Genomic DNA, 14534 nt, shown 5'->3' with positions numbered 1-14534 from the left:
CGGACGGACTGCTATTGCCCGCCAGCGGTCGATGGCGGTCCGCCGATGATGGCGCGCAGAAACGCAAGGAAGATCTGGTCGCGCGGCACGGCGCCGGGAACGGTCCCCTGCACGGCAAGACCCGACCAAAGCGCGTAGAGGCCGATGGCGATCTGCAGCGGCGGCAACGCCGGCGTGAGGTTGTGGCCTTGCAGGATTTCCTCGACCAGACGCGCGAACTCGGCATGAAAGCCGATCTTTGCCGCATTGTAGGCATCGGCGAACCGGTCGTCGCGCTGGGCGTGTAGCTGCAATTCGATCGACAAGAGCGACCATTCAGTTTGCTTCGCCAGATCGGCGAGGCGCGCGGCCACCGTCGCGGGCACATCGCCCGAAGCCTCGCCGTCCATCCCCTGCACGAGGCGCCGAAGCGTTTCCACTTCGCCAAGCACATGTCGCTCCATCAATACCAGCAGCAGGTCGTCGCGACTGGCGAAATTCGAGTAGAACGCTCCCTGGGAAAAGCCCGCCTCTTCGCACAGCCGGCGCAGCGACAGGCCGCCGATGCCGTCACGCCTGATCGCGGCGTGGGCCGAAGCGATCAGGCGTTCCCGCGTTTCCAGTCGGCTCTGTTCTCGTGTCTTGCGCATTCATTCGGTTCCGTCGCAACCTGTGAACGGAAGCAGGCGGGGCGCCGCCGCTTCCGTCCACCGCTTTCGTTACTTTTGCTTCGATGTGTCGCTTAGTCCATCCCGCATCCGGTCGAGCCAGCCGACGACCGCACCGAGCGCCTGGCTTCCCTTGCCCAACAGCGTCGACAGTTCGGCTTCGGCGCGTTCGCGAAGGGTGTCCTCCTGCTCCGGCAGCGGCGGCAAGACATGGGCGTAGTAGGTGTTGTCGAGCAGACGATGCAGCAGCCGTTCGCCGGGGAACGGCTCGTTGTTGTTGAGCGCGCGCGCGCCCCTCAGCAGGTTGCGGATGTCGTATTGCGTGGGGCTGATATCGGCGACCTGCTTGGGCAGGCCCAGCAACGTATAGACACCGATCCGCGCCGTGCGCACCGAAGACTCCATCGTGAAGATGACGTCGTTGCTGGTCTCCACGAATTGCCCGACGAGGGCCAGGTTGGTGCAGCCCTCGGGCACGACGCGGGGGCGATCACCCGCCGCCCGCGGCATGAATTGCGCGGTGATATAGGGCATCAGCGCCAGACGAACCTTGGTCTTGGCCGCGATCGCGTCGAGCTGGTCGACGATCCCCAGATGATAGCAGAGCTCCGCCAGAATTTCCCGGCCGGTGCAGGCGGGCATCGGTTTCTGGACGTAGTTGCCGTCCTTGTCCATCAGCAGGGCGTAGACCCACAGCACCAGCACATCGTCGGGCTGGGTCGGAAAATGCGGCTGGCGGTTGCAGGTGAAGCTCAACACCCAGTTCGAGTCGGTGAAGGTGATGACTCCGCCGGTCACCGTCTTGCCCGACGCCGGATCGTTGACCGATAATTCCTTCAACTTGTCGACAAGGGGCGAAGCCTTGCAGGTGAGCGTCGCCGATTCCCACATCGAGCCTGCGACATTGCCGTAGAATTTCTCGGGCTTGCCGAAGATCGGCGATTTCTTTGCCAGGTTCTTCCACAGCGTCCAGTCGCTGTCCTCGCCCGGTTCGGCATTGCCCCGGGCCAGTACGGGGGCGACGTTCATGTCGCCGTAAGCCGTGCCCTCGGTCATCGAGCCGGTCAGCGCGAACACGACGTCATTCGGCCCGACGGCGATGGTGTCGTCCTGTCCAGCCTTCTTGCAGCGGATCGCGGTCACGGTGCGCCGGTCGGCCTGCTCGACCATGTCGAGATCATAGGCCCGGACGCCGAACTGAATCTTGACGCCCTTCTCCTTGAGCAGGCGGGTCAGCGGCACGACGAAGCTGTCATACTGATTGTACTTCGGGAAAACCAAGGCCGACATGTCGGTCAGGCCGTCGATCGCATCGATGAATCGATGCATGTAGAGCTTCATTTCCAGAAGGCTCTGCCAATTCTCGAAAGCGAACATCGAGCGCCAGAGATACCAGAAATTCGTTTCGAGGAAGCTGGCGCTGAAATATTGCTCGATCGTGATGTCGTCGAGGTCTTCCTTGCGCTTCAGCAGCAGCTTGACGATCTCCCACTGGTGTAGCTTGCTCAGGCCCAGCGTCGAGAAGTCGCGGATCTGGCCCTGCTTGTGCATCAGCCGCGCCTTCGACCAGTTCGGATCGTTGTCGTTCACCAGACGATATTCGTCGAGGACGCTATATCCGTCGGGCAATTCCAGCGCTGGCACGTCTTGAAACACGTCCCAGAAATTGTCGTAGTTGAAATTCATCTCGCGGCCGCCGCGGATGATGTAGCCTTCGTCGGCGTTGCCGGCGCCATCGAGCGAGCCGCCGGCGATCTCCAGCGTATCGAGGATGGTGATGTCCTCGCCTTTCATGCCGCCGTCGCGGATCAGGTAGAAGGCGGCCGACAGCCCGGCAATGCCGCTACCGATGATCCAAGCCTTGCGCCCTTCCACCGGTTCAATCGGAACCGGACGGTTGCGCATATACGGGCCCACCATGTCGGGCGGCGGCAGCGTATCGGCCGGGCCTTTACGCCAGAAGCCTGCGCCCACATTGGCCTCGATCGGGGGCTTGCCGGAAACCGGCTTGATCGGGTGACGGGCTGATTCGGTCATGGTCTTCCCTTCCGTCGATCGCAACAGGCAAGCAATCGACCTTACTGTGATATCAAGTGATATTTGAATGACAGATGATATTGCTCAAATCAGGGCGGCGAACTGAGAATATCGCGCCAGACCAGGTATTTAGACACCGCTTTCGCGGTCAGGATCAATCAATCGGCGCCCGGATCCCCCGGGATCGACTTTGCGCCAGCAGCCACGGGCTGCTATGCGACCCCATGCCTGCACCCATTCTCCCGCTGATCGAAGCCGCCGCGCACTGGCCCGCGCGCGGCGCGCTGCTCGGCCTCGACCTCGGCACCAAGACGATCGGAGTCGCAGTCTCCGACCCCGATCGCAAGCTCGCCACCGGCATCGAAACCGTCGCGCGAACAGCCTTCACTGCCGACGCCAAGCGTGTGCTGGCGCTGGCGGCTGAGCGCAGCGCTTGCGGCTTCGTGCTCGGCCTGCCGCTGAACATGGACGGCAGCGAAGGCCCGCGCGCGCAGTCGACCCGCGCTTTCGCCCGCAATTTCGCCCGGCTCACCGAGTTGCCGATCGGGCTGTGGGACGAGCGGCTCTCGACCGCGGCGGTCGAGCGCGCGCTGATCGCCAATGACGTCAGCCGCGCGAAACGGGCCAAGATCATTGACGAACACGCCGCGATCTACATTCTCCAAGGTGCGCTCGATCGGCTGGTGGCTTTGAACCGCGCCGGGTGATCTGGTCGGCCTCAGCGCGGCCTGATCGAAGGACGGTGTCGTTGCGATGAACTGCGTGTGTGGATCGGGCAAGCTCTATGACGACTGCTGCGGCCCTCTGCTGGCCCGCACCCGCCCGGCGATGACGCCGGAAGCGCTGATGCGTTCGCGCTACGCCGCCTATGTGATGAAGGACTTCGACTACATCGTCGAGACCACCGATCCGGACAACCGCGATCTGATCGATCACGACGCCAATCGAGCCTGGATGGAAGAATCAAACTTCGTCGATCTGCTGGTGCTCGCCAGCAGCGAGAAAGGCAGCCGCGGCCTGGTCGAATTCGTTGCCCGCTTCAGCCGCGGCGGCAAGGCCGAACAGACCCATCACGAGCGCTCGCAGTTCCGCAAGCACCGCGGTCGATGGTACTTCTCCGAGGGCGAGACGGTCGGTTGAGGCGCGGTTGTCGCGGCGTCATTGCGAGGAGCTGAGCGGCGAAGCGATCCTGAGGATTACTTCGCTTCGCTCGCGATGACGTGGAGAGGCTCTCACATCTCGGGCAGCGCGCGGGCCAGCAGGCTGCGCGCCTGATCCGCAGACAGATCGGCCGCGCCGTACATTGTCGCCGGCTCGGGCGCGAGCCGCGTCCGCGCGAACAGCTCGGCATGTGGTGGATGCACTTCATTGAGCGCAGCGGCGGCGGCGAGCTTGGCCAGCGTCTCGACCGCGAGTCGCGCGGTGCGCTCGTTGTCCGCCTGCAAGAAGGCCCGTGCGACAAGACTCGCCGCGGCGGGACCGCCGGTCAGCCCCGCGGTGTCCTGGATCAGGCCCTGCAGCACCTCGGTGCCGGCGTCGCTCTCGCGCGACATCGCGCGCAGCACGTCGAGGCACATCACATTGCCGGAGCCTTCCCAGATCGCATTCACCGGCGCCTCGCGATAATGCCGCGCCAGAATGCCGTCCTCGACATAGCCGTTGCCGCCGAGGCACTCCATCGCCTCGTACACGAGCGGCGGCGCCGATTTGCACACCCAGTACTTCACCGCCGGCGTCATCAGCCGCATGTAAGCCGCCTCGAGATGATCGTGCGGCGCCTGGTCGAACGCCCGGCACAGCCGCATCACCAGCGCGACCGTGGCTTCGACCTGCAGCGCCATGTCGGCGAGCACCGACCGCATCAGCGAGTGATCGATCAGATGCTTCTGGAACACGCTGCGATGGCGGGCGTGATGCAGCGCGTGCGCAAGACCGGAGCGCATCAGCCCCGCGGAGGCGATCGCGCAATCCTGACGCGTCAGCTGCACCATCTGGATGATCGTCCGGATTCCACGCCCCGGCTCGCCGACCGGCACCGCATAGGCGCCGGCGAATTCGACTTCGGACGACGCATTGGACCGATTGCCGAGCTTGTCCTTGAGCCGCTGGAACTGAATATCGTTGACCGAGCCGTCCGGCTTGAAACGCGGCATGAAGAAACAGCTCAGCCCTTCGTCGGCCTGCGCCAGCACGAGGAACGCGTCGCACATCGGCGCCGACATGAACCATTTGTGGCCGATGATGCGATAGGCGTCGCCGTCGCGGATCGCGCGGGTCGCGTTGGAGCGAACGTCGGTGCCGCCCTGCTTCTCGGTCATTCCCATGCCGATGCTCATGCCGCGCTTCTCGGACCATGGCGCGAAAGCGGAGTCGTAGCGCTTGGTGCCGAGCACGGGCATCACTTGCGCCAACAGATCCGGCTGCGCCGCGATCGCCGCCACCGACGCGCGGGTCATCGTCACCGGGCACAGATGTCCAGTCTCGACCTGCGCGGCCATATAGAACTTCGCGGCGCGCACCACTTCCGCCGAGCCGCCGGCCGGCCGGCCGCGCCCATCCCAGGTCGAGTTGTGGATACCGGCGTGGAAACTCTCGGACATCAGCTCGTGATAGGCAGGATGGAATTCCACCTGATCGCGGCGCAGGCCCTTGGCGTCGAAGCTCTTCAACCTCGGCGAATGCTCGTTGGCGAGCCTGCCGCGATCGGCCATGTGCGCCGAGCCCCAATTGCGTCCGAATGCCTCGAGCTCGACATGGGCGTAACTGCCCTGGTTCAGCGCCACCGCTTCGACCAATGGCCGATCGGCGCCGAACAGGTCGACGTCCTCGAACGGCGGTGACTGATTGAAGACTTCGTGGGTCGCGAAAACGCTCTCGGTCATGACCATTCCAGGCTGGGGAAGAGATTCGCCGGCATGTTACGCACAAACGCGCGCAAGATCACGCCGGTTCGCGGGCCGCGGCACCCCGTCCAAATACGACGGATGCCGCGACCTTCCGTCCGCGGTTACCGCATCCGTCGCGCGATCGGGAAATCATAGGCTTGCTTGCCGACACCCGGCAGCGAAAAGTGCCACCATTCCTTGCTGAAATTGACGAAGCCCTGCCGCGCCATCGCCGCCACCAACAGCTTGCGCCAGCGGCGTTGATCTGCGGTGATGGATTTTGCCGCGGTGTGCGCCTTGGCGTCCGAACAGTCATAGCCGGCGCCCATGTCGACGCTGTCCTCCGGCGCGCGGCGCGATTCCGGCGCGGTGCAATCGGCATAGACGCGGTTCGGATCGAACGCGGGTCCCTTTGGCGCGCGGAGATCGACGATGGTCAGATCGACCGCTGCGCCGGTGGAGTGGCCGGAAACTTCGGCGATGTAGCCGAGCCGGAACAAATCGCGCTTGCTGAAGCCCGGATTGTAGCGCCTCTGCGCTTCGGTCTCGCGGCCATCCTGCGCCCATGCCACCATGTCGCGCGAAGCCCGCGCCGGCCGATAGCAATCCAGCATTTTCAGCGACAGCCGCTGCTGCGCAAGCTCGCGCTGCACGTTCTGCAGAGCGAGCCCGACCGACCGCTTCACGATGCACTCGTTCGCGTCGTAGCCGGCCAGCGGCCGGCCGACGAAATTGTTGACGCCCGCGTAGCGGATGTCCTGACGGATGCCCGGGTCGAGATCACGCAGATAGACGAAGTCGTCGGGCAAGGACTGCGCCTGCGCCGAACCAGCCGCGAGAACGACGAGCGCAACCGCGATCGTCGTCGTTGTCGGTATGTGCATCCGCTGCATCTTGCTCCGATACCAATCACCCGACATCGCCGCCGCGATATCCGCAATATCGGCGGAGATGTCGCGATCCCGTGAGCGTCTTCATTAACCGACTCCGCCGAGTTTCATCGGCGATGATCATTCCGAAACATTCACCGGCGATGTTGGCGGCTCGAGGGGGACATGACATGCGCAATCTATCTCGACTTGCGACGTTGTCGCTACTGGCGTTGACCTGGGCGGTTCCGGCCTCGGCGCAGGCGCCCGCCGCGCCGCCGCAAACGATGCAATATCTGCTCGCGCGCCTGTCAGCGGGGACAACGCTCGAACGCTATCTGCAGTTGGCTCGCTTCAGCTTCGGTCAGCTCGACGTCAACAGCGACGGACGGCTGACCAGCGTCGACGACGAGTTGATGACCGCGATGTCGTCCGCGCAATTTCGCGCCGCCTCGATGGCGCAGCTGTTGCGCGCCGATCTGAACAATGACGGTGCGGTGACCGCGGATGAACTGCGCCTCGTGCTGCGCTACGACGGGCGCGCCGGCTTCCAGGGCGACAACACGGCGGCATTGGCAGCGGCGCTCGAACAGAGGGTTGCGGTGATGATGAGGCCGGACACCGATGGCGATGGGCGGCTGACCTATGCGGAAGCTGCCGCTGCAATCCAGTCGATGCCGACCATCAAAATAACGGGAGGTGTCGCGCCACCTACCGAACTGCAGACGCTGATGGCGTCCGATGAAAATCGCGACGGCGCGTTGACGCTGCCGGAGCTGGAAGCAGCCTACGATGTGGTTTTTCGCGCCGCCGATGCCGACCGCAATGGCACCGTCAGCGCCGAGGAACTGGCCACCTATCGGGCGCGTCTCGACGAACCCAATATCGCTTCACGCCGCGAGGCGGTCGCGGCCGCCGAAAAACGCGAGGCGGAACGACAGCGGGCCGCGGCCGAGCGTGCGCAGCGCGCGGAGGCGGACGCCGCCGAGCGCAAGCGCAAGGAAGACGAGGCGCACGCCAAATGCGCGATGCCGAAGGCCACGGCCGCAGCGAAGATCGTGATGCTCGGCCTCTACGAGACCGAAGCGCTGTCCAGCGTCGCGCTCGGATCGATGGACAAGGTGACCCATGCCGGCACCATCACGGTCGAGCCCGGCGCCGAACCGCTGTATCTGGTGATCACGAGCTATGCCGCGGCGATCTGGCAGTTCAGCGGCGCGGTCGACCGGATCGAGCGCGTGGTGCTGGCGAGCCTGAAGGCCACCGGCGCGACGGGCCTGCCCGCCGAGCGCCTGACGCAACTCGCCGGGACCAATTGCCTGCCCTATTTCCACGAACTGCAATCCAGCGATACCGCAAAGGCCTCCGGCCGCGTGGCGGAGGACGCCGGACGGGCGCCCGATCTCGTCGTTGCGCGCTATGAGGTCGGCGGCTTTTCGGTGCCGTCCGGCGCCGTGCAGAGCCAGACCGACCCGCGCAAACCGCAAGTGATGGTGATCCAGAAATCCGGCGGCTCGCTCACCATCGAAGGCGATGCGTCGAACATCGTGCTGCAGACGCCGTCGATGCGCAGCGTCGAAGCCGAACTGCGGCGCTTCAGTCCAGGCGGCGTGATGGAGGTCGACGCCTCCAAAGTGGTCAGCCTGTTGCCGGCGACACCCTACGACGTGCTGCCGCAGCAGGCCGGCCTGCTGCAGTTGATGCGCAGCGGCGCGCTCACCCAGAACCGCAGCGGCGAATTCCTGATCCAGCGCAAGATCCGCTATCCGGCAGGGCTCGCCGGCGCACATTCGGTGAAATTTCTTCTGCTGGAAGGTGTGCCGCAGCCGGACGGCGATCCGGCCCACTCCAGCGTGATTTCCGAAGAGACCGGCCGACCGATCGGCAAGCCCTGAGCCCGTCTCCGCGCCATGTCGCGGGGCGCGCAAGACGACGACCCGATCGTCGAGCTACTTCGCCATCCGCTCGCGCGCGGCCTTGAAGCCGGTCACGAAGCGCGCCAGCGTGTGCGAGGTGGCGCCGCGCGGCAGCATCACTTCGATCAGCGAGAACTGCCCGCGCCGCGTCACCGCGGCATCGAGCGCGGCGGCGAGTTCGGCCCGCGTGGTGACGCGCACACCATGGCCGCCGATCGACGGCGCGATGTCGGCGAAGTGCCAGTCGTCGAGGTCGTTGAACTTCGACTCCGGCTGGAACACCCGCAGCATCTCCCAGCTGCAATTGTTGAACAGCACCACGATCGGATCGAGACCATAGCGCTTGCAATTGCCGAGCTCCCACCCGGTCATCTGGAAAGCGCCGTCGCCGACCAGGATCAGCGGCCGCAATCCGGTCGCGGCAACGCCGAAACCGGCCGGCACGCCAAAACCCATGCCGGCGTAGTAGCCCGGCGCCGCCAGCGCGGTGTTGTCGATTTCCATTGCGGTGAACAGGCAATCGCCGATGTCGGCGGTCATCGGCATCTTGCCGTGTCGGTCGAACAGATCGTTGATCGCGGTCGCGATGTCGGACGGCGCGATCGCGCTCGCATCGGCGACGAGCTTGCGCGGATAGACCATGCCCTGCCCGGCGTTGCGCGGCCGCGGCGGATGCTGCGTGGCGTGGGCGTCGAGACCCGCGATCAGGTCGGCGAGCGGCAGATCGCGATAGACGTGATGGCCGATCTGCACCTCGCGCCCGGTCGCCAGAACCGTGCGGCGCGGATCGGTCATGTTGGTCGACAGCGCGAAATTGGTGTCGGACAGGATCACGCCGAACATCAGCACCAGATCGGACTCTTCCACCAGCGCCGACAATCCGGAATCGCCGGCGGCGCCGAGATAGGTGCCGGCGACGACGTCGTCGTCGCCTTCGAGCAGGCCTCGGCCCATGAAAGTCGTCACAACCGGCAGGCCGAGCTTGCGCGCGAGCGCGGCGACCTGCTTCTCCACGCCGTAACGGCGGATTTCGACATCGACCACCACCACCGGCGATTTCGCCTTGGCGATCCGGGCGAGGATCTCTTCGGAGCATTCGGCAAGCGCACCGGGATCGGCCTCGCGCTGCGGCAGCTTCACCACCGGGTCGACCTTGGCGTCGACCATGTCGCGCGGGAATTCGATATAGACCGGCAGCGACAGTTCCAGCGCGCAGCGCAGCACCCGCGCGATTTCGGCCGGCGCCGTGAGCGGGTCGTCCAGCACCGCCTGCGCGCAGGTCACTTCCTTGAATACCGCAAGCTGCGTGTCGACGGTGCGAACCTGATGATGCAGCAGATAGCCGCTGGTGCGCTCGCGCGCGCCCGGCGCGCCGGCGATTACCACCACCGGCGAACGCTCCGCATAGGCGCCGGCGATCGAATTGACGAGATTGAACGCGCCCGCGCCATAGGTCACCACTGCGACGCCGATGCCGCCGCGATAGCGTGACGCGGCATCCGCCGCAAAGCCGACTGCCGGCTCATGGCTCACCGTGAAATAGGGTAGCGTTCCGCTCTCCTCGATCACCTTGAAGAACGGCAGCACAAAATCCCCGGGAATGCCAAAAATCTCCTTGGCGCCGTGATCCTTGAGCGCGTCGAGCAATGCGGTCGCAAGCGTCGGCATGGGAGCTCCCGAGTGTTGTGCAAAACAGGCCGGATCGCTTTACCAGAGCCGCGGCCTTCGACCAACATCGCGAGCCGGTCGCGACACGCCGGACCTCAGTTCCATAGCGCCGGGGATATTCTGCGCGGCGGTGCGGATCGCGCTTGCCCGCTCTGGCAACTCTCCCTATAGCTCTTGCTTTAATGACCCCCGCATTGAAATCGACCTTTGTCCTCGCTCACCGGCATTTGCTGGGCATCGAAGGGCTTTCCGCCGCCGACATCACCGGCCTGCTCGACCTGTCCGAGGAATATGTCGAGCTCAACCGGCAGGTCGACAAGAAGCGCGCCTCGTTGCGCGGCCGCACCCAGGTCAATCTGTTCTTCGAGGCCTCGACCCGGACGCAGTCCTCGTTCGAGATCGCCGGCAAAAGGCTCGGCGCCGACGTCATGAACATGAGCGTGTCCTCGTCCTCGATGCGCAAGGGCGAGACGCTGATGGACACCGCGGTGACGCTCAACGCGATGCACCCGGACATCCTCGTCGTTCGGCATCACGCCTCCGGCGCGATCGAGTTGCTCGCGCGAAAAGTCGACGGCTCGGTGATCAATGCCGGCGACGGCGCGCACGAGCATCCGACCCAGGCGCTGCTCGACGCGCTGACGATCCGCCGCAACAAGGGCCGGCTTGAAGGGCTGGTGGTCGCGATCTGCGGCGACGTGATGCATTCGCGCGTGGCGCGCTCCAACATCCTGTTGCTCAACACCATGGGCGCGCGCGTCCGCGTGGTCGCGCCGTCGACGCTGCTGCCCCGCGGCATCGAGCGGATGGGCGTCGAGGTCGCGCGCGACATGCGCGAAGGTCTCGACGGCGCCGACATCGTGATGATGCTGCGGCTGCAGCGCGAGCGGATGAACGGCTCGTTCGTGCCCTCCTCGCAGGAATACTTCCATTATTTTGGGCTCGACCAGAAGAAACTGGCCTATGCCAAGCCCGACGCCCTGGTGATGCATCCGGGGCCGATGAATCGCGGAGTTGAGATCGACTCGATCGTCGCCGATGGCGCGCAGTCGGTGATCCGCGAACAGGTGGAAATGGGCGTGGCGGTGCGGATGGCGGTGCTCGAAGCGCTCGCCCGCAACCTGCCCAACGCTTGAAGCTGGAACGGGAATTGAGATGCTGAACGACCGCCGCCCGATCCTGCTCGCCAATGCTCGCCTGATCGATCCGGCGCGCGATTTCGACGGCGTCGGCGACGTGCTGATCGCCGACGGCGTGATCCGCGACGCCCGCCGCGGCATCGGCGCCGCCGGCGTGCCGGAAGGCACCGACATCATCAATTGCGGCGGCATGATCGTGGCCCCCGGCCTGATCGACATGCGCGCCTTCGTCGGCGAACCCGGCGCCAGCCACCGCGAGACCTTCGCCTCGGCCAGCCAGGCCGCAGCAGCCGGCGGCATCACCACCATCATCTGCCAGCCGAACACTTCGCCGGTGATCGACAATTCGGCGACGGTGGACTTCGTGATGCGCCGCGCCCGCGACACCGCGATCGTCAACATTCACCCGATGGCGGCGCTGACCAAGGGTCTCGCCGGCGCGGAGATGACCGAGATCGGCCTGTTGAAGGCCGCCGGCGCCGTGGCCTTCAGCGACGGCGATCGCAGCGTCATGAACGCGCGGGTGATGCGCAGCGCGCTGACCTACGCCCGCGATTTCGACGCCCTGATCGTTCACCACACCGAAGACCCCGATCTGGTCGGCGAAGGCGTGATGAACGAGGGTGAATTCGCCACCCGCCTCGGGCTCTCCGGTATGCCGAACGCCGCCGAGGCCGTGGTGCTGGAGCGCGACGTCCGCCTCGCCGCCCTGACCGGCGGCCGCTATCACGCCGCTTCGCTGACCTGCATCGAGTCGCTGGAGATTTTGCAGCGCGCGCGAGACGCCGGCATCAACGTCTCGGCCTCGGTATCGATCAATCATGTCTCGCTGAATGAGAACGACATCGGGCCGTACCGCACCTTCCTCAAGCTGTCGCCGCCGCTGCGCACCGAGAACGACCGCAAGGCTCTGATCGCCGCCATCGCTTCGGGTCTCGTCGACGTCATCATGTCGGACCACAATCCGCAGGACGTCGAGGTCAAGCGGCTGCCGTTCGCCGAGGCCGCCGCCGGCGCGATCGGCCTGGAGACGATGCTGCCGGCCGGCTTGCGACTGGTGCACAATGGCGAGCTGGACCTGCTGACCCTGATCCGTGCGATGTCGACCCGCCCGGCCGAATTGCTCGGCCTGCCCGGCGGCACGCTGCGCGCAGGCTCGCCGGCCGATCTGATCATGATCGACATCGACACCCCGTGGGTGGTCGATCCGAACGAACTGAAATCGAAGTGCAAGAATACCCCGTTCGACGAAGCTCGGTTCTCGGGACGGGTGACGCGGACCATCGTCGGCGGACGCACCGTCTACGAACATGTGTGAGTAAGGCGAGGACACGCCAATGATCGGGATCTACATCGCCGCACTCGTGCTCGGCTATCTGTTCGGCTCGATCCCGTTCGGCCTGATCCTGACCAGGATCGCCGGCACGGAAGATCTTCGCTCGATCGGCTCCGGCAATATCGGCGCGACCAACGTGCTGCGCACCGGCCGCAAGGGACTGGCGGCGGCGACGCTGCTGCTCGACGCGCTGAAGGGCACCGCCGCGGTGCTGATCGCGGCAGGCTTCGGCGGCGCCGAAGCAGCGATGCTGGCGGCGCTCGGCGCATTCCTCGGCCATTTGTTTCCGGTCTGGCTGAAGTTCAAAGGCGGCAAGGGCGTCGCCGTCTATATCGGCGTGCTGCTCGGGCTGTTCTGGCCTGCCGCATTGGTGTTCTGCGTGCTCTGGCTCGCGACCGCCTACACCACCCGCTACTCGTCGCTGTCGGCGCTGGTCGCCGCCTTCATCACGCCGATTTTCCTGTGGTGGTTCGGCCACCCCACCATGGCGTCGCTGTTCGCGGTGCTGACACTGCTGCTGTTCTGGATGCACCGCGAGAACATCAAGCGGCTACAGAGCGGCACTGAAAGCCGGATCGGCGAGAAGAAGTAGCAGCGATCGTCATTGCGAGCGAAACGAAGCAATCCAGCGCGCCCATCGCCGCCTCCGGGTTTGCTCCGTCACGACGCTGCTCGCCATGATGGGTCGCCGCAGATTTTGGCGCGTGATCTCACCAGGACCGAAGTACCACCGCTGACCCTCCCGCCCCGCCTTCGTCGAACTTGCCCACACCTATAAGTTGCGCAACACTCGCCTTGCGGAGGCGGGCGTGAGCGACAGCGGCGGGAACCCAGGCACTACGCGCCTCACCGAGGCGCAGCGGATCGACTGGCTACGGCTGATCCGCGCCGACAATGTCGGGCCGCGGACTTTTCGGTCGCTGATCAATCATTTCGGCTCGGCGCACGCCGCGCTGGAGCGGCTACCCGAACTCGCCCGCCGCGGCGGCGCAGCGCGGGCCGGTCGCATTCCCAGCGAAGACGAGGCGCGCCGGGAGATCGATGGCGGCCACCGGCTCGGCGTCGAACTGGTCGCGCCGGGCGAACCCGGCTACCCGCCTCGCCTCGCGCTGATCGACGACGCGCCGCCGCTGCTCGGAGTTCATTGCGTGCCCGATGCGCTCGCCGAGATGCAGCGGCCAATGATCGCGATCGTCGGCTCGCGCAACGCCTCCGGCGCCGGATTGAAATTCGCCTCCGAACTCGCGCGCGATCTCGGCGCCGCCGGCTTCGTGGTGATCTCGGGACTGGCCCGCGGCGTTGATCAGGCTGCGCATCGCGCGAGCCTCGCCAATGGCACGGTCGCCGTGCTGGCCGGCGGTCACGACAAGATCTATCCGCCCGAACACGAAGACCTGCTGCTCGACATCGTCGAGGCGCGCGGCGCAGCGATTTCAGAGATGCCGCTCGGCCACGTCCCGCGCGGCAAGGATTTTCCCCGCCGCAACCGGTTGATTTCCGGGGCGGCTGTCGGGGTCGCGGTGATCGAGGCGGCCTATCGCTCCGGCTCGCTGATCACCGCCCGCCGCGCCGCCGACCAAGGCCGCGAGGTATTTGCCGTGCCGGGCTCGCCACTCGATCCGCGCGCCGCCGGAACCAACGATCTGATCAAACAGGGGGCGACGCTGATCACCTCGGCCGACGACATTATCCAGGCCGTCGCCCCGATCCTGGATCGGCCGGTGGAATTGCCGGGCCGCGAGCCGGAACACCCGGCTCCGGCGAGCGAGCCGGATGCCAGCCACCGCGGCCGTGTCGTCAATCTGCTCGGGCCAAGCCCGATCGGCATCGACGATCTGATCCGGCTGTCCGGCATCCCGCCGGCTGTCGTGCGTACCGTGCTGCTCGAACTGGAACTCGCCGGCCGCCTGGAGCGCCACGGCGGCGGATTGGTGTCGCTGCTCTAGCAGGCTGTTGAAAAAGGCACTGGCGGCAGGCCTCTCGGCATGATTCCCTTCGATGCGAATGCTTCGAGGGGAAGACGATGCGTGGAAGTGA

12 protein-coding genes are annotated in these 14534 nt (G+C 65.6%); 7 read left to right on the top strand and 5 right to left on the bottom strand.

Annotation, left to right across the window (positions count from 1 at the left end; translation table 11 throughout):
* Positions 1–11: 11 nt before the first annotated feature.
* Together BMY71_RS19845 and BMY71_RS19840 are read right to left on the bottom strand one after the other, a co-directional pair.
* The gene (locus tag BMY71_RS19845; protein WP_092685883.1) at positions 12–629 is read right to left on the bottom strand and encodes a TetR/AcrR family transcriptional regulator; all 618 of its coding nucleotides are present in this window, start codon (positions 627–629) and stop codon (positions 12–14) included.
* 69 nt (positions 630–698) lie between these two features.
* Entirely contained in the window at positions 699–2684 is a 1986-nt protein-coding gene (locus BMY71_RS19840) for an oleate hydratase (RefSeq protein WP_092685882.1), read from the bottom strand.
* A 224-nt stretch (positions 2685–2908) separates the two neighbouring features.
* Here BMY71_RS19840 and ruvX point away from each other — a divergent pair, with 224 nt between their 5' ends.
* Positions 2909–3391, top strand: a complete 483-nt coding sequence (ruvX, locus tag BMY71_RS19835; protein ID WP_011503423.1) for a Holliday junction resolvase RuvX — start codon at positions 2909–2911, stop codon at positions 3389–3391.
* Between the two features lie 46 nt (positions 3392–3437).
* Positions 3438–3824, top strand: a complete 387-nt coding sequence (locus BMY71_RS19830; RefSeq protein WP_011503424.1) for a YchJ family protein — start codon at positions 3438–3440, stop codon at positions 3822–3824.
* Between the two features lie 92 nt (positions 3825–3916).
* On the opposite strand, the gene BMY71_RS19825 is transcribed toward BMY71_RS19830, so the two are convergent.
* Both BMY71_RS19825 and BMY71_RS19820 read right to left on the bottom strand, forming a co-directional pair.
* Positions 3917–5566, bottom strand: coding sequence for an acyl-CoA dehydrogenase family protein (locus BMY71_RS19825; RefSeq protein WP_092685981.1), 1650 nt, complete (start codon positions 5564–5566; stop codon positions 3917–3919).
* A 125-nt stretch (positions 5567–5691) separates the two neighbouring features.
* Positions 5692–6453, bottom strand: coding sequence for a M15 family metallopeptidase (locus BMY71_RS19820; protein WP_092685980.1), 762 nt, complete (start codon positions 6451–6453; stop codon positions 5692–5694).
* Between the two features lie 176 nt (positions 6454–6629).
* Between BMY71_RS19820 and BMY71_RS19815 the strand changes: the two genes are divergently transcribed.
* Positions 6630–8333, top strand: coding sequence for an EF-hand domain-containing protein (locus BMY71_RS19815; protein WP_175557733.1), 1704 nt, complete (start codon positions 6630–6632; stop codon positions 8331–8333).
* A 54-nt stretch (positions 8334–8387) separates the two neighbouring features.
* Here the strand turns inward: BMY71_RS19815 and ipdC are convergent, their stop codons facing one another.
* The gene (gene ipdC / locus BMY71_RS19810; RefSeq protein ID WP_092685880.1) at positions 8388–10022 is read right to left on the bottom strand and encodes an indolepyruvate/phenylpyruvate decarboxylase; all 1635 of its coding nucleotides are present in this window, start codon (positions 10020–10022) and stop codon (positions 8388–8390) included.
* 182 nt (positions 10023–10204) lie between these two features.
* Between ipdC and BMY71_RS19805 the strand changes: the two genes are divergently transcribed.
* From BMY71_RS19805 to dprA, 4 genes are all read left to right on the top strand, one after another.
* A complete protein-coding gene (locus BMY71_RS19805; RefSeq protein WP_092685879.1) occupies positions 10205–11158 on the top strand; it encodes an aspartate carbamoyltransferase catalytic subunit in 954 nt (317 codons plus the stop codon).
* Positions 11159–11177: 19 nt separating this feature from the next.
* Positions 11178–12479: a dihydroorotase gene (locus tag BMY71_RS19800; RefSeq protein WP_092685878.1), complete on the top strand. Its 1302-nt coding sequence runs from the start codon at positions 11178–11180 to the stop codon at positions 12477–12479.
* A gap of 19 nt (positions 12480–12498) precedes the next feature.
* Complete coding sequence (plsY, locus tag BMY71_RS19795; RefSeq protein WP_092685877.1) at positions 12499–13089, top strand: glycerol-3-phosphate 1-O-acyltransferase PlsY; 591 nt, start codon at positions 12499–12501, stop codon at positions 13087–13089.
* A 217-nt stretch (positions 13090–13306) separates the two neighbouring features.
* Positions 13307–14443: a DNA-processing protein DprA gene (dprA, locus tag BMY71_RS19790; protein WP_092685979.1), complete on the top strand. Its 1137-nt coding sequence runs from the start codon at positions 13307–13309 to the stop codon at positions 14441–14443.
* Positions 14444–14534 lie beyond the last annotated feature (91 nt).

This window comes from Rhodopseudomonas pseudopalustris (genome assembly GCF_900110435.1).
GTDB classification, from domain to species: domain Bacteria; phylum Pseudomonadota; class Alphaproteobacteria; order Rhizobiales; family Xanthobacteraceae; genus Rhodopseudomonas; species Rhodopseudomonas pseudopalustris.
The sequence above is the reverse complement of the archived record's forward strand: the minus strand, read 5'-3'. Positions and strand labels throughout refer to the sequence as shown.